At 66.7% G+C, this 21,989-nt stretch carries 17 protein-coding genes and 1 tRNA gene; 6 read left to right on the top strand and 12 right to left on the bottom strand.

What is annotated here, in order from left to right; all coding sequences use genetic code 11:
- Positions 1–2: 2 nt before the first annotated feature.
- Entirely contained in the window at positions 3–1,517 is a 1,515-nt protein-coding gene (locus FHT98_RS06900) for an ABC-F family ATP-binding cassette domain-containing protein (RefSeq protein ID WP_142113282.1), read from the bottom strand.
- 356 nt (positions 1,518–1,873) lie between these two features.
- On the opposite strand from FHT98_RS06900, the gene FHT98_RS06905 reads away from it, so the two are divergent.
- The gene (locus tag FHT98_RS06905) at positions 1,874–2,182 is read left to right on the top strand and encodes a DUF6958 family protein (RefSeq protein WP_091856934.1); all 309 of its coding nucleotides are present in this window, start codon (positions 1,874–1,876) and stop codon (positions 2,180–2,182) included.
- 31 nt (positions 2,183–2,213) lie between these two features.
- On the opposite strand, the gene FHT98_RS06910 is transcribed toward FHT98_RS06905, so the two are convergent.
- Both FHT98_RS06910 and gltB read right to left on the bottom strand, forming a co-directional pair.
- A complete protein-coding gene (locus tag FHT98_RS06910) occupies positions 2,214–3,638 on the bottom strand; it encodes a glutamate synthase subunit beta (protein WP_142113284.1) in 1,425 nt (474 codons plus the stop codon).
- A 99-nt stretch (positions 3,639–3,737) separates the two neighbouring features.
- Complete coding sequence (gltB, locus tag FHT98_RS06915) at positions 3,738–8,426, bottom strand: glutamate synthase large subunit (protein WP_142113286.1); 4,689 nt, start codon at positions 8,424–8,426, stop codon at positions 3,738–3,740.
- A gap of 614 nt (positions 8,427–9,040) precedes the next feature.
- Here gltB and FHT98_RS06920 point away from each other — a divergent pair.
- The gene (locus FHT98_RS06920) at positions 9,041–10,096 is read left to right on the top strand and encodes a threonine aldolase family protein (protein WP_142113288.1); all 1,056 of its coding nucleotides are present in this window, start codon (positions 9,041–9,043) and stop codon (positions 10,094–10,096) included.
- A gap of 93 nt (positions 10,097–10,189) precedes the next feature.
- Positions 10,190–11,149, top strand: a complete 960-nt coding sequence (locus FHT98_RS06925; protein WP_142113290.1) for a hypothetical protein — start codon at positions 10,190–10,192, stop codon at positions 11,147–11,149.
- Between the two features lie 64 nt (positions 11,150–11,213).
- Here FHT98_RS06925 and FHT98_RS06930 read toward each other — a convergent pair whose 3' ends face one another.
- On the bottom strand, positions 11,214–11,684 hold the full coding sequence (locus tag FHT98_RS06930; RefSeq protein ID WP_061970098.1) for an Hsp20 family protein: 471 nt from the start codon (positions 11,682–11,684) through the stop codon (positions 11,214–11,216).
- A 265-nt stretch (positions 11,685–11,949) separates the two neighbouring features.
- Here FHT98_RS06930 and FHT98_RS06935 point away from each other — a divergent pair, with 265 nt between their 5' ends.
- Complete coding sequence (locus FHT98_RS06935) at positions 11,950–13,005, top strand: alpha/beta hydrolase (RefSeq protein ID WP_142113292.1); 1,056 nt, start codon at positions 11,950–11,952, stop codon at positions 13,003–13,005.
- On the opposite strand, the gene hisN is transcribed toward FHT98_RS06935, so the two are convergent.
- Together hisN and FHT98_RS06945 are read right to left on the bottom strand one after the other, a co-directional pair.
- Positions 12,910–13,692: a histidinol-phosphatase gene (gene hisN / locus FHT98_RS06940; protein ID WP_142113294.1), complete on the bottom strand. Its 783-nt coding sequence runs from the start codon at positions 13,690–13,692 to the stop codon at positions 12,910–12,912. The two genes, FHT98_RS06935 and hisN, sit on opposite strands and share 96 nt — an antisense overlap.
- A gap of 309 nt (positions 13,693–14,001) precedes the next feature.
- Positions 14,002–14,922, bottom strand: a complete 921-nt coding sequence (locus FHT98_RS06945; protein ID WP_142113296.1) for an N-formylglutamate amidohydrolase — start codon at positions 14,920–14,922, stop codon at positions 14,002–14,004.
- A 221-nt stretch (positions 14,923–15,143) separates the two neighbouring features.
- Here FHT98_RS06945 and cpdR point away from each other — a divergent pair, with 221 nt between their 5' ends.
- Positions 15,144–15,503, top strand: coding sequence for a cell cycle two-component system response regulator CpdR (gene cpdR / locus FHT98_RS06950; protein WP_038363805.1), 360 nt, complete (start codon positions 15,144–15,146; stop codon positions 15,501–15,503).
- Between the two features lie 167 nt (positions 15,504–15,670).
- Positions 15,671–15,745: transfer RNA gene (locus tag FHT98_RS06955), tRNA-Val, on the top strand.
- A 162-nt stretch (positions 15,746–15,907) separates the two neighbouring features.
- Here the strand turns inward: FHT98_RS06955 and mnhG are convergent.
- The 6 genes from mnhG to FHT98_RS06985 are packed head-to-tail and all read right to left on the bottom strand — an operon-like array spanning position 15,908 to position 21,944.
- On the bottom strand, positions 15,908–16,315 hold the full coding sequence (gene mnhG, locus FHT98_RS06960) for a monovalent cation/H(+) antiporter subunit G (protein ID WP_142113299.1): 408 nt from the start codon (positions 16,313–16,315) through the stop codon (positions 15,908–15,910).
- A complete protein-coding gene (locus FHT98_RS06965) occupies positions 16,312–16,593 on the bottom strand; it encodes a K+/H+ antiporter subunit F (protein ID WP_061970106.1) in 282 nt (93 codons plus the stop codon). The genes mnhG and FHT98_RS06965 overlap by 4 nt, the downstream gene beginning before the upstream one ends.
- Entirely contained in the window at positions 16,590–17,075 is a 486-nt protein-coding gene (locus FHT98_RS06970) for a Na+/H+ antiporter subunit E (RefSeq protein WP_142113301.1), read from the bottom strand. The genes FHT98_RS06965 and FHT98_RS06970 overlap by 4 nt, the downstream gene beginning before the upstream one ends.
- Positions 17,072–18,706 (bottom strand): monovalent cation/H+ antiporter subunit D, encoded by a 1,635-nt coding sequence (locus tag FHT98_RS06975; protein ID WP_142113303.1) that lies wholly within the window; start codon positions 18,704–18,706, stop codon positions 17,072–17,074. Before FHT98_RS06975 ends, FHT98_RS06970 begins: the two co-directional genes overlap by 4 nt.
- On the bottom strand, positions 18,706–19,047 hold the full coding sequence (locus FHT98_RS06980) for a Na+/H+ antiporter subunit C (protein WP_091856924.1): 342 nt from the start codon (positions 19,045–19,047) through the stop codon (positions 18,706–18,708). Before FHT98_RS06980 ends, FHT98_RS06975 begins: the two co-directional genes overlap by 1 nt.
- The gene (locus FHT98_RS06985; protein WP_142113305.1) at positions 19,038–21,944 is read right to left on the bottom strand and encodes a monovalent cation/H+ antiporter subunit A; all 2,907 of its coding nucleotides are present in this window, start codon (positions 21,942–21,944) and stop codon (positions 19,038–19,040) included. Before FHT98_RS06985 ends, FHT98_RS06980 begins: the two co-directional genes overlap by 10 nt.
- Positions 21,945–21,989: the final 45 nt, after the last annotated feature.

Consider the following 21,989-nt stretch of genomic DNA (forward strand, 5'->3'; position numbering starts at 1 on the left):
CCTCACCCCGCCATCAGCCTGTCGAAGACCGGATCGGGATCATCGACCTCGACCAGCTTCCTCCCGGTGATCACCCAGATCCGCGTCGCCACGGCCCGCACGAACGCGCGGTCATGGCTGACCAGCAGGCAGGCCGTTTCCTGCTTGATCAATTCGCTCTCCAGCATGTCCTGCCCCTCGATATCGAGATGGTTGGTCGGCTCGTCCAGCAGGTAGAAATTCGGCTCGATCAGACGGAGCAGCAGCATCGCGAGCCGTGCCCGCTGCCCGCCTGACAACCGGGCCGTCGGCGCGGTCTGCGCTTCGCTCGAAATGCCCGCTCCGGCGAGCACCGTGCGGGCCGTCTGGTCGCCGAGATCGCTGGAATGCTTCACCGCATCCCAGGGCGTGCGCCAGGCATCGAGCTGCGACAGGCCCTGGTCGGAATAGCCGGCCTTCAGGGTCGCCGCACCGCGGATCTCCGGGTCGGAACCGTCGAGCGCCGCTTGCAGCCGCGCAACGAAGCGGGTCTTGCCGCTGCCATTGGCGCCGAGCAGCGCGATCCGGTCGCCCTTCTCGATCCAGAGCGGCCCGGTGCGGAACAGCAGGCGCCCGTCCGGTGTGGCGATCGCGGTTTCCTTGATCGAGACCAGCGCCTTGGCATGGGTGCCGCTGCTGGCGAGCCGGATCGTGCCGGCTGAACGCTCCTTGTGCCCGGGCTTGGCCTGCTCCTCCAGCTTGTCGGCACGCTCGGAGAGTTGCTTGGTCTTGACCACCAGCAGGTCCGATCCGGAATTGATGCCGATATTCTTCAGCTTCGCCGCCTGCTGGCGGAGCGCCCGAACCTTGCGCATTTCGTTTTCGAACTGCCGGCCGCGCGCCGCGTCGCGCTCTTCCAGCGCCTGCAAGGCGCGCGAATAGGGCAAGGTGAAATCGGCGCTCTCCGCCGGGCGCAGGAACAGGGTGCGCGTGCTGACATCGTCGAGGAAGGCGCGGTCATGGCTCGCCGCAACCACGGCGCAATCGCGCGGCAGAGCTGCGAGGAAGCGCTCCAGCAGGCCGATCCGTTCGAGATCGAGATGGTTGGTCGGCTCGTCCAGCAAGAGCAGGTCCGGCTCGATCACCGCCGCCCGCGCCAGAAGCATCGTGCGCTGCCAGCCGCCGGAGAGGCTGCCCACAGCACGGCCGCGCAGGCTCTCCTCGACCATGAGATCGTCGAGCAGCACATCGACGCGCCAGCTTTCGGTCTCTGCCGCTTCGGCATCGAGAGCATCCAGCACGGCATCGTAAAGGCTCAATCCCAGCAGGCGCTCGGGCGGGTCCTGCGGTGCGAAGGCGGTGACGAGGCCGCGCGAGCGGGTCAGCGTCCCGCCGCTCGCCTCCTCCGTGCCGGCCAGAATGCGCAGGAGCGAGGATTTGCCGCGCCCGTTGGCAGCGACGAGTCCGAGGCGGTCGCCCTTGGCGATGGCGAGGTCCAGGCCGGCGAACAGCGGCGCGCTGCGTGCGAGCGACAGGTCTTTCAGGGTGATCAGGGACATCGGAATCTCATGAGGTCAGGCATGCGCGCATGAGCGCGCCAACAAAGGCTGACGATGAGACGACGGTGCGTTCCCGGTCAGCCCCGCGAGGTGAAGCGCGGGGCGCAGACAGGTCCGCGAGTGCGGCAATGGAAGCGGCGACGCGGCGCCTGCTTCCCCTTCTGGTTCGATTCCATGACGGCGATCATAGCGATGCAGCAGCCGAGGACCAGCGCCTCCCTGGCATAAGGGGCAAGAGCGCGGCGCGGAACGCACTCATGACACCAAGCGGCTCCGCCTGCGTTAGAGGGAGATCGACGAACCGGCTTCGGCTGGCGGAACCGGGAAACCCGGAAACAGAACGGCAAGGACGACCGATGGCTGACGACAAGATCGAGATCGAGAACGTCAACACGCCCGGCAAGACCGAGCGGGTCGACCGGGCCAAATATCTCGCGATGCGCGAGGCGCTGCTGCTGGTCCTGCCGCGAGCCGCACCGGGCCTGAAGGTCCCCGATGCGAAGGAAGCCTTGCTGCCGCACCTGCCCGAGGCGCTGTTTCCGCAGGGCAAGACGGCCGGATGGTGGCTGAAAGCCGTACAGCTCGACCTCGAAGCCAAGGGCACGATCCGGCGCGCACCCGGCTCGCCGGTCCGGCTTTACAAGGCCGATCCGGCGAAGGAGTGAACGCTCAGCGGTATAAGGGCTGGCGCCTGCCTCACACCGGCAGGATCGTGGCGCCCATCAGCTCCTTGTCGATGGCATGGGCCGCCTGGCGGCCCTCGCGGATCGCCCAGACCACCAGCGACTGGCCGCGTCGCATGTCGCCGGCGACGAAGACCTTGCCGACGCTGGTCTTGTAGTCGCGGTCATTGGCGACGACGTTGGCGCGCTTGTCTACGCCTACGCCCGACTGCGCGATCATCCCTTCGATCACCGAACCGGCGAAGCCGATGGCGAGGAAGCACAGGTCGGCCTGGAGCACGAATTCCGTGCCAGGAATAGGCTTGCGCTTCTCGTCGACGCGGGCGCATTTCACGCCGGTGAGCCGGCCGTTGCGGCCTTCCAGCCCGAGCGTCGCAGCCTGGAACTCGCGCTCGGCGCCTTCCGCCTGCGAAGACGAGGTGCGGAACTTGGTCGGCCAGTACGGCCAGACCGTGAGCTTGTCCTCCAGCTCCGGCGCCATTGGCCGGATGTCGAGCTGCGTTACCGAGAGCGCGCCCTGCCGGAAGGCAGTGCCGACGCAGTCCGAGGCCGTGTCGCCGCCGCCGACCACGACGACATGCTTGCCGGCCGCGCTGATCGGCTCAAGGCTGGATACGTCCTCACCGCCGACGCGCTTGTTCTGCTGGGTCAGGTACGGCATCGCGTAATGCACGCCGGCGAGATTGGTGTCCGGCAGGCCGGGGTCGCGCGGCGCTTCCGCGCCGCCGGTCATCAGCACCGCGTCATGCTCGGCCATCAGCGTGGCGAAGGGCAGATTGACGCCGATATTGGCGTTGTAGTGGAAGATCACGCCTTCCGCCTCCATCTGCTTCACCCGGCGGTCGATATGCTTCTTCTCCATCTTGAAGTCGGGGATGCCGTAGCGCAGCAGGCCGCCGGCCTTGGCTTCGCGCTCATAGAGATGGACATCGTGCCCGACGCGGGCGAGCTGCTGCGCCGCCGCCATGCCCGCCGGCCCCGAGCCGACGATGGCGATGCGCTTGCCGGTGCGCTTGGCCGGGATTTCCGGCGCGATCCAGCCCTCTTCCCAGCCCTTGTCGGCGATCGCCTGCTCGATCGTCTTGATCGTCACCGGCATGTTTTCTAGGTTGAGCGTGCAGGCTTCCTCGCAGGGCGCCGGGCAGATGCGGCCGGTGAATTCCGGGAAGTTGTTGGTGGAGTGGAGGTTGCGCAGCGCATCCTCCCAGCCGCCGGAATAGACCAGCTCGTTCCAATCCGGGATCTGGTTATGGACCGGGCAACCGGTCGGCCCGTGGCAGAACGGGATGCCGCAATCCATGCAGCGCGCCGCCTGCTTCTTGATATCGCGCTCCTCCAGCGGGAGCGTGAACTCGCGGAAGTGGCGAATGCGGTCGCCGGCGAGCTGATACTTCTGCTCCTGCCGGTCGAATTCGAGAAAGCCCGTGACCTTGCCCATGCCGTTTCTCTCGCCGTGTGCGCGGGTACGTCCCCGTGCGCGTGCCTTAACCTGATCGAGATGCCGGGACCGTGACGGCCCCGGCGGGGTGGCGTTCGCTTATTCCGCAGCCTGCAAGGTGCGGGCCTGTTCCATCTCGCGCAGCGCGCGGCGGTACTCGACCGGCATCACCTTGACGAACTTGGTGCGGTAATCCGCCCAGTTGTCGAGGATGGTGCGGGCGCGCTCCGAGCCGGTGTAGTCGACATGGTTCGTCAGCATCTGCATCAGGCGCTCTTCATCGTGGCCCGACATGTTGGTCATGTCGATCCGGCCCTTATGCTCGAGATCGCCACCATGATGGTGCAGCCGCTCCATCAGGTCCTCTTCCTCCTCGACCGGTTCGAGATCGACCATCGAGAGGTTGCAGCGCGACTTGAAGGTGCCGTCCTCGTCCAGGACATAGGCGATGCCGCCCGACATACCGGCCGCGAAATTGCGCCCGGTCTGGCCGATGACCGCGACGACACCGCCTGTCATGTACTCGCAGCCATGGTCGCCCGTGCCTTCCACCACCGCGATGGCGCCGGAATTGCGCACCGCGAAGCGCTCGCCCGCGACGCCGCGGAAGTAAGCCTCGCCCGCGATCGCCCCGTAGAGCACGGTGTTGCCGACGATGATCGAGCGCTCGGCCACGGCCCTGGTCGCCGGGTCGGGCTTCACGATGACCTTGCCGCCGGACAGGCCCTTGGCGACATAGTCATTGGCCTGGCCGGTGAGCTCGACCGTGACGCCGGCCGCAAGGAAGGCTGCGAAGCTCTGGCCCGACGTGCCCTTGAGCTTCACCGTGATCGTGTCTTCCGGCAGACCGGCATGGCCGTATTTCTTGGCGACGGCGCCCGAGAGCATCGCGCCCGTGCTGCGGTCGACATTGCCGACCGGCTTCTCGATCACGACCGGCGTGCCGGTCTCGATCGCGTTCGCCGCCTCAGCCAGGAGCTGGCGGTCGAGCACGGTGTCGATCGGGTGCTTCTGCAACTCGACATGGCGGATCGCCACGCCCGGCAGGTCGACCTTGTGGAAGAGCTTGGTGAAGTCGAGCCCGTTCGCCTTCCAGTGTTCGATCGCGTCGCGCTTGTCGAGCAGGTCCGAACGGCCGACGATCTCCTCGATCTTGGTGAAGCCCATCTCCGCCATGATCCGGCGGACATCCTCGGCCACGAAGAAGAAGTAGTTCACGACATGCTCGGGCAGGCCCTTGAAGCGCTTGCGCAGCACCGGATCCTGCGTCGCGACGCCGACCGGGCAGGTGTTGAGATGACACTTGCGCATCATGATGCAGCCCGCCGCGATCAGCGGCGCGGTCGAGAAGCCGAACTCGTCGGCCCCGAGCAGCGCGCCGATGACGACGTCGCGCCCGGTCCGCAATCCACCGTCGACCTGCAGGGCGACCCGGCCGCGGAGCTGGTTCAGCACCAGCGTCTGCTGCGTCTCGGCAAGCCCGATCTCCCAGGGCGAGCCCGCATGCTTCAGCGAGGTCAGGGGGCTCGCGCCCGTGCCGCCCTCGAAGCCGGAGATGGTGATATGGTCGGCGCGCGACTTGGCGACGCCAGCCGCAACCGTGCCGACGCCGATCTCCGAGACCAGCTTCACCGAGACATCGGCTGACGGGTTGACGTTCTTCAGGTCGAAGATGAGCTGGGCCAGATCCTCGATCGAATAGATGTCGTGATGCGGCGGCGGCGAGATCAGGCCGACGCCCGGCGTCGAATGCCGGGTCCGGGCGATCTTGGCGTCGACCTTGTGGCCGGGCAGCTGGCCGCCCTCGCCGGGCTTCGCTCCTTGAGCGACCTTGATCTGCATCACGTCGGCATTGACGAGATACTCGGTGGTGACGCCGAAGCGGCCCGACGCGATCTGCTTGATCGCCGAGCGCTTGGAACGGCCATCCGGCATCGGCCGGAAGCGGATCGGCTCCTCGCCGCCCTCGCCGGTGTTCGACTTGCCGCCGATCTGGTTCATCGCGAGCGCGATCGTCTCGTGGGCCTCACGCGAGATCGAGCCGAAGGACATCGCGCCGGTGGCGAAGCGCTTCACGATCTCGGCCGCCGGCTCGACGCTCTCCAGCGGCACCGGCGCGCGGCCGTTATCGGTGGCCATCTTGACCTTGAACAGGCCGCGGATCGTGCTGAGCCGCTGCGCGTCATCGTTGACCTGCTGCGCGAACTCCTCGTAGCGATCCTGCGCGTTGAGGCGCACAGCGTGCTGCAGCGAAGCGACGACATCCGGCTTCCAGACATGGTCCTCACCGCGGACGCGATACATGTACTCGCCGCCGATATCGAGGCTGTTGCGGTAGAGCGGGGAGTCGCCGAAGGCGTCGCGGTGACGGCGCAGGCTCTCCTCGGCGATCTCGTCGAGGCCGACGCCCTCGATCGCCGTACCGGTGCCGAAGAAGAACTTGTCGACGAAGGCGCTCTTCAGGCCGACGGCGTCGAAGATCTGCGCGCCGCAATAGGACTGGTAGGTCGAGATGCCCATCTTGGACATCACCTTCAGCACGCCCTTGCCAACCGACTTGATATAGCGCTTCACCACCTCGTCGGCATCGACCTCCTCGGGGAAGGCGCCCTGCTCATGCTGGTCGAGCAGGGTGTCGAAGGCGAGATAGGGGTTGATCGCCTCGGCGCCGTAGCCGGCGAGGCAGCAGAAGTGATGGATCTCGCGCGGCTCGCCGGATTCGACGACGAGGCCAACCGAGGTGCGCAGGCCCTTGCGGATCAGGTGATGGTGCACCGCCGCCGTCGCCAGCAGCGCCGGGATCGGGATGCGGTCGGAGCCCACCTGCCGGTCGGACAGGATGATGATGTTGTAGCCGCCATGGACCGCAGCCTCGGCGCGCTCGCAGAGCCGCGCCACCGCGCCGTCCATGCCGGCCGCCCCCTCGCGCGCCGGATAGGTGAAGTCGATCGTCTTGGTGTCGAAGCGATCCTCGTAATGGCCGATGCAGCGGATCTTCTCGAGATCGTCATTGGTCAGGATCGGGGTGCGGACCTCCAGGCGCTTGCGCCGCGAGGTGCCCTCCAGATCGAGGATGTTAGGACGCGGCCCGATGAAGGAGAGCAGGCTCATCACCAGCTCCTCGCGGATCGGATCGATCGGCGGGTTCGTCACCTGCGCGAAGTTTTGCTTGAAATAGGTGTAGAGCAGCTTCGACTTGAGCGAGAGCGCCGAAATCGGGGTGTCCGTACCCATCGAACCGACGGCTTCCTGCCCGGTCACCGCCATCGGCGCCATCAGCAGGCGAACGTCCTCGGTGGTGTAGCCGAAGGCCTGCTGGCGATCGAGCAGCGGCACGTCGGTGCGCGAGGCCCGCGCCTCGACCGGCGGCAGGTCCTCCAGCACGATCTGGGTGCGCTTCAGCCAGTCCTTGTAGGGGTTGGCGAGGCAGAGCGAGGTCTTGATCTCGTCGTCGCCGATGATGCGGCCCTGTTCGAGATCGATCAGCAGCATCTTGCCGGGCTGGAGGCGCCACTTCTCGACGATCTTCTCCTCCGGGATCGGCAGCACGCCGAATTCCGAAGCGAGCACGACGAGGCCATCGTCGGTGACGAGATAGCGCGCGGGGCGCAGGCCGTTGCGGTCCAGCGTCGCGCCGATCTGACGCCCGTCGGTGAAGGCGATCGCGGCCGGCCCGTCCCAGGGCTCCATCAGCGCGGCGTGGTACTCGTAGAAAGCGCGCCGCTCCTCGTTCATCAGCGGGTTGCCGTTCCACGCCTCCGGCACGAGCATCATCATGGCATGGGCGAGCGAGTAGCCGCCCTGCACCAGGAATTCGAGCGCGTTGTCGAAGCAGGCGGTGTCCGACTGGCCCTCATAGGAGATCGGCCAGAGCTTGGAGATGTCCGAGCCGAACAGGTCGGAATCGACGCTCGCCTGCCGCGCCGCCATCCAGTTGACGTTGCCGCGCAGCGTGTTGATCTCGCCGTTATGGGCGACCATCCGGTAGGGATGGGCGAGGCGCCAGGACGGGAAGGTGTTGGTGGCGAAACGCTGGTGGACCAGCGCCAAGGCGCTGACGAAGCGCTCGTCCTGCAGGTCCTTGAAGTAGGAGCCGAGCTGGTTCACCAGCACCATGCCCTTGTAGACGATGGTACGGCAGGACATCGAGACGGGGTAATACTCCGCCGTCTTGCGCTCCTGGTGCTTGTAGACCTTGTTCGAGACCGACTTGCGGAGGACATAGACCTGCCGCTCGAACTCGTCCTCGTCGGTGATGTCGTCGGGGCGGCCGACGAAGAGCTGGCGATGCACCGGCTCGGTCGCCAGCACCGCATGGCCGAGATCGCTGTTGTCGACCGGCACGTCGCGCCAGCCCAAGAAGACGAGTCCCTCCTCCGCCACGGTCTGCGAGATGACATCCTCGCACATCGCCCGGGCGGTCGGATCGCGCGGCATGAAGAACTGACCGATCGCGTAATAGCCTTGCTCCGGCAGGGCGATGCCGAGCCGCGCGGTTTCCTCGCGGAAGAACTGGTCGGGGATCTGGACGAGGATGCCGCAGCCGTCGCCGAGCTTCGGATCGGCACCGACGGCGCCGCGATGGTCGATATTGTGCAGGATCTGCAGGCCCTGCTGCACGATCGCGTGGCTCTTGCGGTTCTTCATGTCGGCGATGAAGCCCACGCCGCACGAGTCTTTCTCGTTATTGGGATCGTACAGGCCCTGACGCACCGGCATCGCCGGATCGCGCACGGCCGGAAAACGCTCGAAAGCCGCTGCGCCGCTCGACTTGCTGGTCACGCTCATCGTCAAACCCCGCTCCCCAGAACCCCGCGAGCTTGCGCCGGCAGGGAGACCCGTCAGTCCATGATCCCGACCGCTGCGGCCCTCAGTGCCGACAGCAAGTCGACAGCAAGGTGGGGCCAAGGCGGTCCGGCCGTCGTCTTTTTGGAGGCTCTGCTTGCGCTTTGTTTCCACCGCGCCCGCGTCCTCCGCAGGCGCCTCGGGCGTGCCTCGCCCGTTCGCGCCTGTCTTCAGGCCGTCGTTTTACGGACGGCGCGCGTGCGATTGGCTTTGGCGTTGGTAGCCCGGCCCTTCGTCATGCTCCGCTCCGCTGCGACGGCGCGACCTCCAGCTAGATCAGCTTTTGGTCGGCGCGGTGAAAAATGGGACAGCAACACTGTCCTATTGCGATGAACTTGCCAGAATTCCAATCTACGCACAAGCGCCGATTTCGCGCTGCAGCGAAATTTTATTGCAAAATCGAATCCGTACCAGACATTTCCGGAACGAAAGCCTGACTCAGGCAGCCCGGTTCTTGTTTTTGAAGCGTTCGCGCGAATCCGTCCGGCGCAGCGCGCAAGCCCCCTCTCCACCGGTGCCGCTTGGCAGGAAAGCGCCATCCGCCTAACCCTCAAATCATGGATTTCTTCAGCGACAACACCGCCGCCGCCAGCCCCCGCGTCATGGCCGCTCTCGCCGCTGCCAATGCCGGCGCCGCCTCCCCCTATGGCAAGGATGACTGGACGCAGCGCGTCGAGGAGCGCTTCGCCGCGATCTTCGAGCGCGAGGTCGCGGTCTTCCTCGTCCTGACCGGCACGGCGGCGAATGCGCTGGCGCTCGCCAGCATCGTCAAGCCTTGGGGCGCGGTCCTCACCCATGAGGAGGCGCATGTCGTCGAGGACGAATGCGGCGCGCCGGAGTTCTTCACCAACGGCGCCAAGCTGGTCGACCTGCCCGGCACCGGCGCCAAGCTGACGCCGGAAGCGGTGACGAAGGCGCTCTCGCATCTGCGCGCCGGCGATTTTCACCAGGTCCAGGCCCAGGCGCTGACGATCACGCAGGCGACCGAATGCGGCACCATCTACACGCCGGCCGAGGTGCGCGCCCTGAAGGAGGCCGTGACGCCGCGCGGCCTGAAGCTCCACATGGACGGCGCCCGCTTCGCCAACGCGCTGGTCACGCTCGGCTGCACCCCGGCGGAGATCACCTGGAAGGCCGGCGTCGACGTCCTCTCCTTCGGCGGCACCAAGAACGGCGCGCTCGCGGCCGAAGCCGTGATCTTCTTCGACCCGGCAGAGGCCGAGGAAATGAAATGGCGGCGCAAGCGCGCCGGCCAGACGCTCTCGAAGGGCCGCGTGCTCGGCGCCCAGTTCGAAGGCCTGCTTGCCGACGATCACTGGCTCGACCTCGCCCGCCACGCCAATGCCCGGGCCAAACGCCTGGCGGATTCGGTCGCGCAAGGGGGCGAGGCGCGCCTCGCCTGGCCCTGTCAGGCGAACGAGGTCTTCCTGGTTCTGCCGCCCGCCGTGCAGGAGCGCCTGAAGGCCGCCGGCATCGGCTATTACGACTGGTCCGCGCGCTCGCTGCCGCCGGAAGCGCCGCTCAAGGAGGGCGAGGTCGTCGGCCGCTTCGTCATGTCCTTTGCGACGGAAGCAGAGCATGTCGAGGCTCTGATCGCCGTGATCGCTGGCTGAGCGGGCGTATTTGCGCCGCGTTTCCAGCCCCACGCCCGCCGCAATCCCTAACAAGACTAAGTGTCGAATAGTCATTCGTTAAGGGAATTTGGCATGGCAGATCGTTCGACCGCACCGGGGCGCATCGCGCTGATGGGCCTGGTCGTGGCCGGCGCAATGGCCGGCATGGCGGGCGCCGCCAGCGCGCAGTACTACTATTATGACGACGGGTACGATCCCTACCCGGCCTATGGCTACGGCTATCGTTATGATTACGGCTACGCCCCGCGCCCACCGGTTGCAGTGCCGCGTGCTCCGGCTGCCGTCTCCGCCTATTCGGTCAATGGCATCGCCGCCCGCCGTTACGGGCTCGTCCGGATCGAGCGTTCGATCCGGCGCAACGACACTTATATCGTCGACGGCGTCACCGCCGGTGGCCAGCGCCAACGCCTGATCCTCGACGCCTATGCCGGCGACTTGATCCGCCGCATTCCCCTGCGCGGGCAGCCGGCTGCTCCCAGCGTCGCCCGCGCCGATCCGCGCGAGGAGCACGCTCCGCCGCGCCAGCGCCTCGTGCCCCAGCCGCCCGAACGCCCGGCCGAACTGAAGGGCCCGGCGGAAGCCAGCGCCCCGGCTACAACCGTGATGCCCTCGCCGGCCGCCCCGCCGGCGCCCGAACCTGTCCAGCCAGCGGAAACGCCGCCGGCAGAAGCGAGCGCGCCCGCGATCACCTCACCGCCCTCCCCCGCCGCACCGCCGGCACCCGAACCGGCGAAGCCTGCGGAAACCGCACCGGCCGAGGCCAGCGCTCCGGCAACTGCCGTGCCACCGCAGCCCGCCAAGCCGGCGGAGCCATCCCCCGGCACGACCGATCCGGAGACCGGCGCCGACAAGCCGAAGCTCGTCAATCCCAGCGATGTGCGGAATACCGAAGGCACCGACCGCAAGCCGCCGCTCTCGACAGCTGCGCCCGCGCCCGAGGCTCAGGCTATCCCGCCGGTGCAGCAGAACGACCCGACGCCATCGACGCCCAAGCCTGAGACGCCGATCGCCCCCGTCGCGCCGATGAACTGACCAGCCAACAAAAAAGGCTCCCGTTTCCGGGAGCCTTTCGCTTTCATCGAAAGCTGGACGCCGGTTACGCCGCCTTGGCGACCTTGGCCTCGAGGACCTTCGCCGAACCGCCGGTGCCGATCGCGATCTGGCGCGGCTTCTTGGCCTCGGGGATCTCGCGCACGAGGTCGATATGCAGCAGGCCGTTCTCCAGGCTGGCGCCGGTCACCTGCACATAATCGGCAAGCTGGAAGCGACGCTCGAAGGCGCGCGCGGCGATGCCCTGATGCAGGACCTCGCGCTTCTCGGCGCCCTCGACGAGCTGCTTCTCGCCCTTGACGGTCAGCGCGTTTTCCTTGGATTCGATGGAGAGGTCGCCCTCGCCGAAACCCGCGACCGCGATGGTGATGCGGTAGGCGTTCTCGGCGGTCCGCTCGATATTATAGGGCGGGTAGCTCGGGGCGGCTTCGTTGCTCGTCGCCTGGTCGAGGAGATTGAACAGACGGTCGAAGCCGACGGTCGAGCGATAGAGCGGGGAAAGGTCGAAATGACGCATGATATGTCCTCCGAAGAAGCGACAATGGGGTCGGTCCGCCTCGCCTGAGCGCGGACCTAGGTTGCTTTCGCGCAGCCGGTTCCGGCCTGCGCAGACCTGATCTGGGGAGGCGCCCGAGCTTTTCAAGAGCCGTTCTTTCGGGCCGCGAAATCAGCCCTCGCATTTCTTTTTAAGCGCACCGACATGTTTTCGCAGGATATCCGGTGCAGGATATCGGGCATGCGGCGGCCGCGTTCGATACTGCAGCCGCGATGCGGAGCACTTGATGGCCGAGGCCGCCTTTTTCGCCGATCCGGATTATCCCGTTCCCGGGCATGGCAAGACCTGGCTCGCCACGACTCGCGACGGCGCCTCCTTGCGTTTCGCCAGCTGGCGCCCGACAGTGAAGCCGGTGCGCGGCACCATCGTCGTCGTGCAGGGCCGGGCCGAGTTCATCGAGCGCTACAGCGAGACTGTCGCGGAGCTGCGTCGCCGCGGCTTCCACGTCCTCTCTTTCGACTGGCGCGGCCAGGGCGGCTCGCAGCGCTTCGTCCGGCGCACGCGCAAGGGCCATGTCGGGCGCCTCAGGCATTACGAGGCCGATCTGGCGCTGGCGATGGCCGAGATGCAGGCGAAGCTGCCCCCGCCCTATTTCGTCCTCTCTCATTCGATGGGTGCTGCGCTCTGCCTCGACGCCGCACGCTCGAATGCCTTGCCGGTCTCGCGGATGGTCGCGCTCGCGCCGATGCTCGGCATCGCGATGATCACGCATCCCGGCCGCGCGAAGATCCTGGCGAGCCTGCTCTACTGGCTCGGCTTCGGCCGGGCTTTCGTGCCGGGCGGCGGCGACACCGCGATCGCGACCAAGCCCTTCGAGGGCAATCGCCTGACCAGCGATCCCGTGCGCTATGCCCGCAACGCCGCGCTCTCGGCCGCGGCGCGCGATCTCAGCATCGGCGACCCGACCATTGCCTGGATCAGGACCGCCTTCCGCCTGATGGCGCGCCTCGCCGCGCCTTCGGCCGCGCTGGAGGTGAAGGTGCCGACGCTGATCATCGCCGCCGGCCGCGACCCGGTGGTCTCGACGCCGGCGATCGAACGTTTCGCGGCGCGGCTCAAGACCGGCTCGGCGCTGGTCCTGCCGACCGCGCGCCACGAGATCCTGATGGAAAGCGACGCGATCCGCGCCCAGTTCTGGGCCGCCTTCGACGCCTTCATCCCCGGCGAGGACCAGGCCCTGCCGGGCTCAGCCGGCGAGCAGGGCCATGGCGGCCTCATGCAGCGCCTTGCTGCCGGCCGCGAGAATGCGCCCGCCCCCGGCAGCGCTGCCGCCGTCCCATGAGGTGACGACGCCGCCGGCGCCCTCGATGATCGGGATCAGCGCGACGATGTCATAGGGCTTGAGGCCGCTCTCGATCACGAGATCGACATGGCCGGCAGCGAGCATGCAATAGGCGTAGCAATCGCAGCCATAGCGCGAGAGTCTGACCTCCTTCTCCACGCGGGCGAAGGCCTTCGCCTCCGCGCCCTTGAACAGGGTGGGCGAGGTCGTCATCAGCGTCGCCGTGGCGAAATCGGTGGTCTGGCGGGTCCTGAGCTTCTTCGGCCCGCCCGGCCCCTCATAGCGCGCCTCGCGCCCGTCGCCGGAATAGCGCTCGCCCGAGAAGGGCTGGTGCATCATGCCGTAGACCGGCACGCCGTTGCGCGTCAGCCCGATCAGCGTGCCCCAGACCGGAATGCCGGAGATGAAGGCGCGCGTGCCATCGATCGGATCGAGCACCCAGACATATTCGGCATCGGTGTTCTCGCTGCCGAATTCCTCGCCGAGCACGCCATGCGCCGGGAACTGCCGCTTGATCATGTGGCGCATCACCGATTCGCCGGCGCGGTCGCCCTCGGTCACGGGATCGAACACCCCGCCCCGCGACTTGTCCTCCGTCGCATGCAGCGCCCGGAAGAAGGGCAGGATCGCCCGGCCGGACTGCGTCGCCAGATCCGCGACGAAAGCGCCGAAATCGACTGCGCTCATGAACAGGCACTCCAGTTTGCTGCTTTGCAGCATCGACTCCGCAAATTGACCATCTCAGACGAGGCCGGATGCGGAAATATCCAGGAAACCTCGCCTTTTCGTCTCGGTATCATGCGCTCATCGCATGACGCCTGTGATTCCGCTGATTTTACTTGCGTTTTGCAGCGCACCCTCATATTGTGCACTGCGAAGGGGAGATGACCTCAAACCTTCATTGCCCTCCTTGGGCGTTTCCTCCCTAGACTTGGGCCGCCACGCAAGTGTGCGGCCCTTTTTTTTCGTAAATAGCCCCCGCTTCGCCAGCTGCCGCTATTCGGCCGCCTCGCGCCATTCGTCGAGCCAGCCGCTCCAGCGCGCGAAGCAATCGGCCATCACCGCCGCCATCGCCTGCTCGACTTCGCCGAAACCGGCATGCGGCTCCAGCGTCGCCTCGTTCATGTAGAGCGCGCGGTTCACCTCGATCTGCAAGGCATGCACCCCAGCGGCCGGCGCGCCGTAATGCTCGGTGATGAAGCCGCCGGCATAGGGCCGGTTGCGGGTGACGCTGAAGCCCAGCTGCGTGAAGGCCTGCTCGGCGATGTCGATGATGTAGCCGGCCGCGCTGGTGCCGAAGCGGTCGCCGAGGATGATGTCCGACTTCGCCAGCCCGTCACGGTCGAGCCCGGCCGAGGGCATCGAATGCGCATCGACCAGGATGCAGGTGCCGAACACGCCTTGGGTACGCTGGACGAGGCTGCGCAGGCCCGCATGATAGGGCCGGTAGAGCTCTTCGATCCGGGCGAGCCCCTCCTGGACCGGAATCCGCCCGAAATAGATCTCCTGCCCGTCACCGACGATGCGGGGGACGGTGCCGAGGCCTCCCGCCACGCGCATCGAACGCGTATTGGCGAAGGGCGGCACCCGGCCCTCGAACATGCGCGGATCGAGCTCGTAGGGCTCGCGGTTCACGTCGAGATAGGCGCGCGGGAACTCGGCCACCAGCAGTGGCGCGCCGAGCGAGACGCTCTGCGCGAAGAGCCGGTCGACATAGGCATCCTCGGAGCGACGCAGGCTGCGCAAGGGCAGACGCGCCGCCTCGACGAAGCAGCGGGGATAGCAGCGCCCGGCATGCGGCACGTCGACCACCACCGGCACGACCTGGAGAGCCGGCTGGTACAGGCTGAACGGCCGCTCGATCTCGGCGACGACATCGTCCGGCGCGGGCGGAAATGGGGCTGAGGACAGGCTCATCGCAAATGACTGAAGCACACAAACCTGAACGGTTGAAGCGATGTCGCGAAACCCTGGAAAATCCGTGCTGGATTCACGCGTTGTTTACCATGATGTTGCCTTATGAAAGGACATGGTTCCAACTGTGCGGCCGGGTGATTACCCAACCGTTCCAGGCCCGGCCTCGGCCGGGCGCCAGACGCTAGACGAACTCAGGCCTCAGGGACGAACAGATCAGGCCCATGACGAAGATACTGCTCGCGGAAGACGACAACGATATGCGTCGCTTCCTGGTCAAGGCCCTGCAGAACGCAGGCTACGACGTCGCCTCCTTCGATAACGGCCTGTCGGCTTATAACCGCCTGCGCGAGGAGCCGTTCGAGCTCCTGCTGACGGATATCGTCATGCCGGAGATGGATGGAATCGAGCTGGCGCGCCGCGCCACCGAGCTCGATCCCGACATCAAGGTGATGTTCATCACCGGCTTCGCCGCCGTGGCGCTCAACCCCGATTCGCAGACGCCGAAAGATGCGAAGGTGCTCTCCAAGCCCTTCCACCTGCGCGAGCTCGTCAACGAGGTCGAGAAGCTGCTGGCCGCCTGAAAGGCCGTTCGGCATCGCACGAATGTGGATGCCAACAGCCCCTGTAGAATTTATGCGGCAAACGCCTTGCCACCCGCGAAGCGAGCCGCTATAGCCCCCCTCACTCGCAGCGTGATCGCGGCCAACACGGCCCGGACACGCTTCCGGAAGCTGCTTTCAGCGGCGACGGGCGCGTAGCTCAGCGGGAGAGCACTACGTTGACATCGTAGGGGTCACAGGTTCGATCCCTGTCGCGCCCACCATTTTCCCTCAGTGTCTGCTGGGGATTACGGCCTCCCTCCCGGGAGGCCGTTTTCGTTTGGGCCGCGAATGGGGCCATGACAGCGCACAAGGCCCCGGCACGCGGTCTCCCGGGCAGGTAAGTCATATGAGAGCTTGTCGCCTGTTGCCCGCGTAGAGCGCGTTCATCCGCGCGGCTGCTCGTCTCCCGATTCCGGCGCTGCGGCGTTCACGCTGCGGCGACGCAACATGGTTCGCGGGGGGACATTTGCATCGTCCTCGACCCGATCCCGGTAAAGCGCCGCGCGAGCGAGCAGCATGAGCGTGACCGGCGTCGTGATGGTGACGAAGACGCCGATCATGATCTCGTGCACGATCGGCCGCGATCCCAGTGCCGAGAAGCAGACGACCGACGCAAGCAGGATCGCTCCGGTCCCCCAGCTTGTGCCGAGCGTCGGCGCATGAACCCGCTCGAAGAAGCTGCCGAAGCGCAAGGTTCCGATCGCGCCGACCAGGGTCAGTGCGGCGCCCAGGAGGACCAGGACGGCCGTCGACAGGGCCGCCCAGGCGGGCAGGTTCTCGGCCGGGGTCATTCGATCACCTCGCCGCGCATCAGGAACTTGGCGAGCGCGATGCTCGAGACGAAGCCGAGCACGCTGATGATCAGGGCCGCCTCGAAATAGATCGCGCTGCCGGTGCGGATGCCGATCGTCAGGATCAGCAGCATGGCGCAGACATACATGGCGTCGAGGCAAAGCACCCGGTCCTGCGCGCGCGGCCCCCGGATGACCCTGTAGGCGTAGCACGCCATGGCGGCGACGAGCATCGCCTGCGCGGCCATGACCGACCACAGGAGGATTGCGGCGGTCATTCGAATATCTCCATGAGCAGCGCCTCATAGCGATTCTTGATCAGGGAGACCCAGTCGGCCCCCTCGACGAGATCGAGCACATGGATCAGAAGCACGCCGGTATCCGGGGCGTACTCGACCCAGGCCGTCCCGGGCGTGCTGGTGACGATGCATGACAGCAGAGCCAGGCCGGTCTTGTCGCGCAGGTCGAGCGGTATGGCGACGAAGCCCGCGACCCGGCCGCGACGGTCCCCACCGATGATGATCCTGGCAACGTCGATGTTCGACTGGAGGATGTCCAGCACCACGATGCCCAGAAGCCTGGGAAGGAGCTGCCAGCGCCTCAGTCTGGGCTTGGATGGCTGCAGCGCCGCCATCGCGTGGGAGGCTCCGATCGCGACCGCGGCACCGACGAGGAGCTGCCCGGTCGAGAAGGAGGTGAGCAGCAGCCACATCAGCAGCAGCGCCGCGGTCAGGAGTGGATAGGGCAGCGCGCGGCTCATCGGGACACGCCCGGCGGGTGCCCCGCCCCCAATACGCTCTGAATATAGCTCGACGGGGCATGCAGCGCCTGCGCCGCGGCGTCGGTATAGCTGAGCACCGCGCCACCCTGGACCGCAAGAACCATGCAGAGTGCCAGCAGCGCGACGATCGGCGCGACCTCCACCACCAGCACGCGCGGAATGATGACCTCGAGCGGCGCCCAGAATATCCGGATACCGCTGCGCATCATCGCAACCAGCGCCGCCAGGCCGGACAGGATGACCAGCGCGACCAAGAGCCAGATGCGCCCTGGAATCGCGGGCGGAGCCCCCAGCCCGTCCGGGTTCAGCATCCCCGTCAGCATCGCGAACTTGGCGATGAACCCCGATAGCGGCGGCAGGCCCGCGAGCAGGAGCGCGGCGCATCCGAACGAGATGCCCAGGATGGCGAGCGCTCCCGGCATGGCCACGCCGACCTCCTCGTCCTCGTGTTCCTCGCCCTTGTCGGTCTCGTCGCCATACGCCTCCATGGTGACGGCCAGCAGGTCCGCCGCCGGCTCGCGTGCCCGCTCCACCAGTTCGATCAGCATGAAGAGGGCAGCCACGCTGAGGGTCGAGCTGACCAGGTAGAACAGCGCTCCAGACACGACCCTGGCATCGCCGATGCCGACAGCCGCGAGCAAGGTCCCCGAGGAGATCAGCACGCTGTAGCCGGCAAGCCTGCCCATCGCCTGGGACGCGAGCAGCCCGAATGTCGCAAAGGCGATCGTGCCCATGCCGCCCCACAGCAGGACCATGCTGCCGAAGCCCGCAATATCGCCGGTCTCGGGGCCGAAGAGCAGGAGCGTGAGGCGCAGCAGCACATAGGTGCCGACCTTGGTCAGCACGACGAAGATCGCGGCAACGGGAGCCGCTGCCGCCATATAGGCGGAAGGAAGCCAGAAGCAGAGCGGCCACAGCCCGGCCTTGACCAGGAAGGCGGTGCCGAGGATCGCGACGCCGGCGCGGAGCAGGGCCTGGTCCTCGGCCGGCACGTTCGGCAGGCGGACGGCGAGATCGGCCATGTTCAGCGTTCCGGCGGTCCCGTAGATCAGGCTGACGCCGATCAGGAAGAGCAGCGATGCGGCCAGGTTGATCGCGATGTAGTGGAGCCCGGCGCGAACCCGGAAGGCGCCGGAACCATGTAGCAACAGCCCGTAGGACGCGGCCAGCGTGACCTCGAAGAAGACGAAGAGGTTGAACAGGTCCCCGGTCAGGAACGCGCCGCCGAGCCCCATGAGCAGGAACTGCAGGAGCGTGTGGAAATGCGGCCCCGCCCGGTCCCAGCGCGCCGTCGAGAACACGAGCGAGGCGACCGCCAGCACGGCCGTGAGGGTGAGCATCAGCGCCGACAGCCGGTCGAGCACCAGCACGATGGCGAAAGGCGCGGGCCAGTTGGCGACGGCATAGGACGAGGACAGGGCTGCGCTCCCGCCGGGAACTCCGTCTGCCAGGCGCATCAGGGCGATTGCCGTCACCAGGAGCAGCAAGGTCGATGCCAGGCTGAGCAGTGCCTTCAGCGTGTGGCGCAGCTCGTCGATCAACAGCAGGGCAGCCCCCGTGATCAGCGGAAGCAGGATCGGGACGATGAGAAGGTGCCTCGTCCACTCCATCAGTTCGGCTCCCTCCCGTCGACATGGTCGTTGCGCGTTAGCCCGCGGGCGACGAGCAGCACGACCAGAAGGAGGGCGGTCGTGGCAAAGCCGATCACGATCGCCGTGAGCACGAGCGCCTGCGGAATCGGGTCGGCATAATCCGCCGGATTCCCCGCGCCGCCGGATTCCAGCACGGGAGCGGCTCCGACGCGCAGCCGGCCCATGCTGAAGATGAAGAGGTTCACCGCATAGGAGAGCAGCGACAGGCCGATGACGAGCTGATAGGTGCGCGGACGCAGGACCAGCCAGACACCCGATCCGGTGAGAACGCCGATGGCGATTGCAAGCGTCAGTTCCATCGCCGGCGCTCCTCTTCGAGACGGGCGGCCGCGCGCAGGCGGCGGACGGATTGGTGGGCGATGGCGATCAGCATGAGCACCGTAGCCCCGACCACGAGGCTGAAGACGCCGAGATCGAACAGGGTCGCGCTCGCCATGGGGACCTTCCCGACGAGCGGCAGCTCGACATACCGGAAATACGAGGTGAGGAAGGCATCTCCCAGCAGCATCGAGGCCGCCCCGGTGAACGCGGCCAGAAGCAGGCCGCCGCCGATCCAGACAACCGGAAGGATGCGCAGCCTGTCCTCGACCCAGACCGTGCCCGCAGCCATGTATTGCAGGATGAAGCCTGCCGCCATGGCGACGCCGGCCACGAAGCCCCCTCCCGGGGCGTCATGCCCCCGCAGGAAGAGATAGGCGGCCAGGACGATGACGACCGGGAACATCCACTGCATGATCACGGATGGCAGGTAGAGGTATTCTGTCTTGGTCGCTCCGGCCTCCACCTCCGGCTCGGCCTCGTCAAAGGACCACTGGATGCGCTGCTGTTCGGGCCGCTCGATATTGTCCGGCGCGGGGCGGAAACGTCGCAGCAGCGCGAAGACGGTCAGCGCGACGATGCCGAGGACCGTGATCTCGCCCAGCGTGTCGAAACCGCGGAAATCGACGAGAATGACGTTGACGACGTTGCGGCCGCCGCCTTCGCTATAGGCCTTCTCGACGAAGAATTTCGAGATCGTGTCGGGCGGCGTGCGAGTCATCACCGCATAGGAGACCGCCGTCATTCCCAGGCCCGCAACGACGGCGATCGTGAGGTCCCGGAAGCGGCGCAGCCGCGGCAGCCAGCCGCTCGGTTCCGGCACGTCCTGCAGCCGCTTGGGCAGCCACCGCAGGCCGAGCAGGATGAGCACGGTCGTCACGATCTCGACGACGAGCTGGGTCGCGGCAAGGTCCGGCGCGGAGAGCCAGACGAAGGTCACGCAGGTCACGAGCCCCGTGCCGCCAAGCAGGGCGAGTGCCGCGAGGCGGTGGAACTTGGCCTGATAGGCGGCGGCGACGGCGCAGATCATCCCGACGCACCAAAGGCCCGTGAAGGCGAGATCCGTCGTGCCGTTGCCGAAGGCCCCGAAGGAGAGGCCCGAAGCGAGCAGCGGGACGGTGCCGGCGGCCACTGCGGCCGCCACCAGCAGACGCATCTGCGGTTGAAGGCGCCTGGTGCCGAAGATGTCCTCGACCAGCGGCGCTGCGCGCCACGAAATCGCGACCATCACCCGCTCGAAGATGCGTTGCCCCTGGATCCGGCCAAGAAGCGGCGGACGTTCGGAACGCTCGAGGTAATTGCCGATGCCGAGATACAGAAGCGCGCCGGCCGCCAGCGCGAGCACGCTCATCGCCATCGGAAGGTTGAAGCCGTGCCAGACCGCCAGGCTGTATTGTGGCGTGGCGGCACCCAGCACGGACGAAACGGCGACATGGAGGAACGAGCCGATGGTCAGGGCCGGAATCATGCCGACGACGAGGCAGGCGATGACCAGGAACATCACCGGGAACCGCATCCAGAACGGCGGCTCGTGGGGCTCGCGGGGAAGGCTTTCGGGGGGCTCTCCCAGGAAGATCGAATGGATCAGCCGCAGGGAATAGGCGACGGCGAGCGCGCTGCCGAGCACGGCCGCGTAGGGAGCGGCGGTGTCCAGCCAGGAATCGGCGTGGGTCTCTACGGCTTCCGCGAAGAACATCTCCTTCGAGATGAAGCCGTTCAGCAGCGGAACGCCCGCCATCGCGGCACTTGCCACCATGGCGAGCGTGCCCGTGATCGGCATGTAGCGGAACAGGCCGGAGAGCCGCCGCAGGTCGCGCGTGCCCGTCTCGTGGTCGATGATCCCGGCCGCCATGAACAGCGATGCCTTGAAGGTCGCATGGTTGAGCATGTGGAAAATCGCCGCCACGGCCGCGAGCGGGCTCCCGAGGCTGAGCAGCAGCGTGATCAGGCCCAGATGGCTGATCGTCGAATAGGCCAGGAGTCCCTTCAGGTCATGCTGGAACATGGCGAGGTAGGCGCCGAGCACGAACGACGCCATTCCCGCGATGCCCAGGATCATGAACCATTCGGGCGTGCCGGAGAGCACCGGCCACAGCCGCGCCATCAAGAACACGCCAGCCTTCACCATGGTGGCCGAATGCAGGAACGCCGAGACGGGCGTCGGCGCGGCCATGGCGTTGGGCAGCCAGAAATGGAAGGGAAACTGCGCGCTTTTCGTGAGCGCGCCGAGGAGGATCAGCACAAGCGCCGGGACGTAGAGCTGATGCGAACGGATCAGGTCGCCCGATCGCAGGACGTCGTCGAGGTCGTAGCTGCCGACGATATGGCCGACGATCAGCACGCCGCCCAGCAAAGCGAGGCCGCCCATGCCCGTTATGGTCATGGCCATGCGGGCGCCGTCGCGCGCTGGCTGGGTATGGTGCCAGTAGCCGATCAGCAGGAATGAGAAGATGCTGGTCAGTTCCCAGAACACGACCAGAAGGATCAGGTTTCCCGAGAGGATGACCCCCAGCATCGATCCCGTGAAGGCCAGGAAGAACATATAGAAGCGACGGACCGGATCCTCGGCCGACATGTAATACCGGGCATAGATAACGACCAGAAGCCCGATGCCGCTGACGAGCATCGCGAAAATCCAGGCGAAACCGTCCATCCTCAGGGTGAAGTCAAGCCCGAGGGACGGTATCCAGTCGATCTGAACCCGGACGGCATCTCCGCCGCTGACATCAGGATAAAGCGCCCCGGTCACGACGAGGCAGGCCAGCATCGTAACCCCGGTAATCCAGGTCGCCGGCTCGCGGGAAACGCCCGGGAATAGGACCACGGCCAGGCTGCCGACAAAGGGTAGAACGAGGATCAGCAGTAGCGGGGAAGGCATCGTTCTCCTTTGGCTGCGAGGCGTCGTCCGTTCTTAGGCCATCGA

Origin of the sequence: Allobosea sp. AK1 (assembly GCF_006714945.1) — a bacterium.
GTDB lineage: Bacteria > Pseudomonadota > Alphaproteobacteria > Rhizobiales > Beijerinckiaceae > Allobosea > Allobosea robiniae.

Excerpts from the sequence above, each read along its gene's own strand:
- FHT98_RS06900 (WP_142113282.1), bottom strand. The coding sequence starts at position 1,517 with ATGTCCCTGATCACCCTGAAAGACCTGTCGCTCGCACGCAGCGCGCCG.
- FHT98_RS06905 (WP_091856934.1), top strand. The coding sequence starts at position 1,874 with ATGGCTGACGACAAGATCGAGATCGAGAACGTCAACACGCCCGGCAAG.
- FHT98_RS06910 (WP_142113284.1), bottom strand. The coding sequence starts at position 3,638 with ATGGGCAAGGTCACGGGCTTTCTCGAATTCGACCGGCAGGAGCAGAAG.
- gltB (WP_142113286.1), bottom strand. The coding sequence starts at position 8,426 with ATGAGCGTGACCAGCAAGTCGAGCGGCGCAGCGGCTTTCGAGCGTTTT.
- FHT98_RS06920 (WP_142113288.1), top strand. The coding sequence starts at position 9,041 with ATGGATTTCTTCAGCGACAACACCGCCGCCGCCAGCCCCCGCGTCATG.
- FHT98_RS06925 (WP_142113290.1), top strand. The coding sequence starts at position 10,190 with ATGGCAGATCGTTCGACCGCACCGGGGCGCATCGCGCTGATGGGCCTG.
- FHT98_RS06930 (WP_061970098.1), bottom strand. The coding sequence starts at position 11,684 with ATGCGTCATTTCGACCTTTCCCCGCTCTATCGCTCGACCGTCGGCTTC.
- FHT98_RS06935 (WP_142113292.1), top strand. The coding sequence starts at position 11,950 with ATGGCCGAGGCCGCCTTTTTCGCCGATCCGGATTATCCCGTTCCCGGG.
- hisN (WP_142113294.1), bottom strand. The coding sequence starts at position 13,692 with ATGAGCGCAGTCGATTTCGGCGCTTTCGTCGCGGATCTGGCGACGCAG.
- FHT98_RS06945 (WP_142113296.1), bottom strand. The coding sequence starts at position 14,922 with ATGAGCCTGTCCTCAGCCCCATTTCCGCCCGCGCCGGACGATGTCGTC.
- cpdR (WP_038363805.1), top strand. The coding sequence starts at position 15,144 with ATGACGAAGATACTGCTCGCGGAAGACGACAACGATATGCGTCGCTTC.
- mnhG (WP_142113299.1), bottom strand. The coding sequence starts at position 16,315 with ATGACCCCGGCCGAGAACCTGCCCGCCTGGGCGGCCCTGTCGACGGCC.
- FHT98_RS06965 (WP_061970106.1), bottom strand. The coding sequence starts at position 16,593 with ATGACCGCCGCAATCCTCCTGTGGTCGGTCATGGCCGCGCAGGCGATG.
- FHT98_RS06970 (WP_142113301.1), bottom strand. The coding sequence starts at position 17,075 with ATGAGCCGCGCGCTGCCCTATCCACTCCTGACCGCGGCGCTGCTGCTG.
- FHT98_RS06975 (WP_142113303.1), bottom strand. The coding sequence starts at position 18,706 with ATGGAGTGGACGAGGCACCTTCTCATCGTCCCGATCCTGCTTCCGCTG.
- FHT98_RS06980 (WP_091856924.1), bottom strand. The coding sequence starts at position 19,047 with ATGGAACTGACGCTTGCAATCGCCATCGGCGTTCTCACCGGATCGGGT.
- FHT98_RS06985 (WP_142113305.1), bottom strand. The coding sequence starts at position 21,944 with ATGCCTTCCCCGCTACTGCTGATCCTCGTTCTACCCTTTGTCGGCAGC.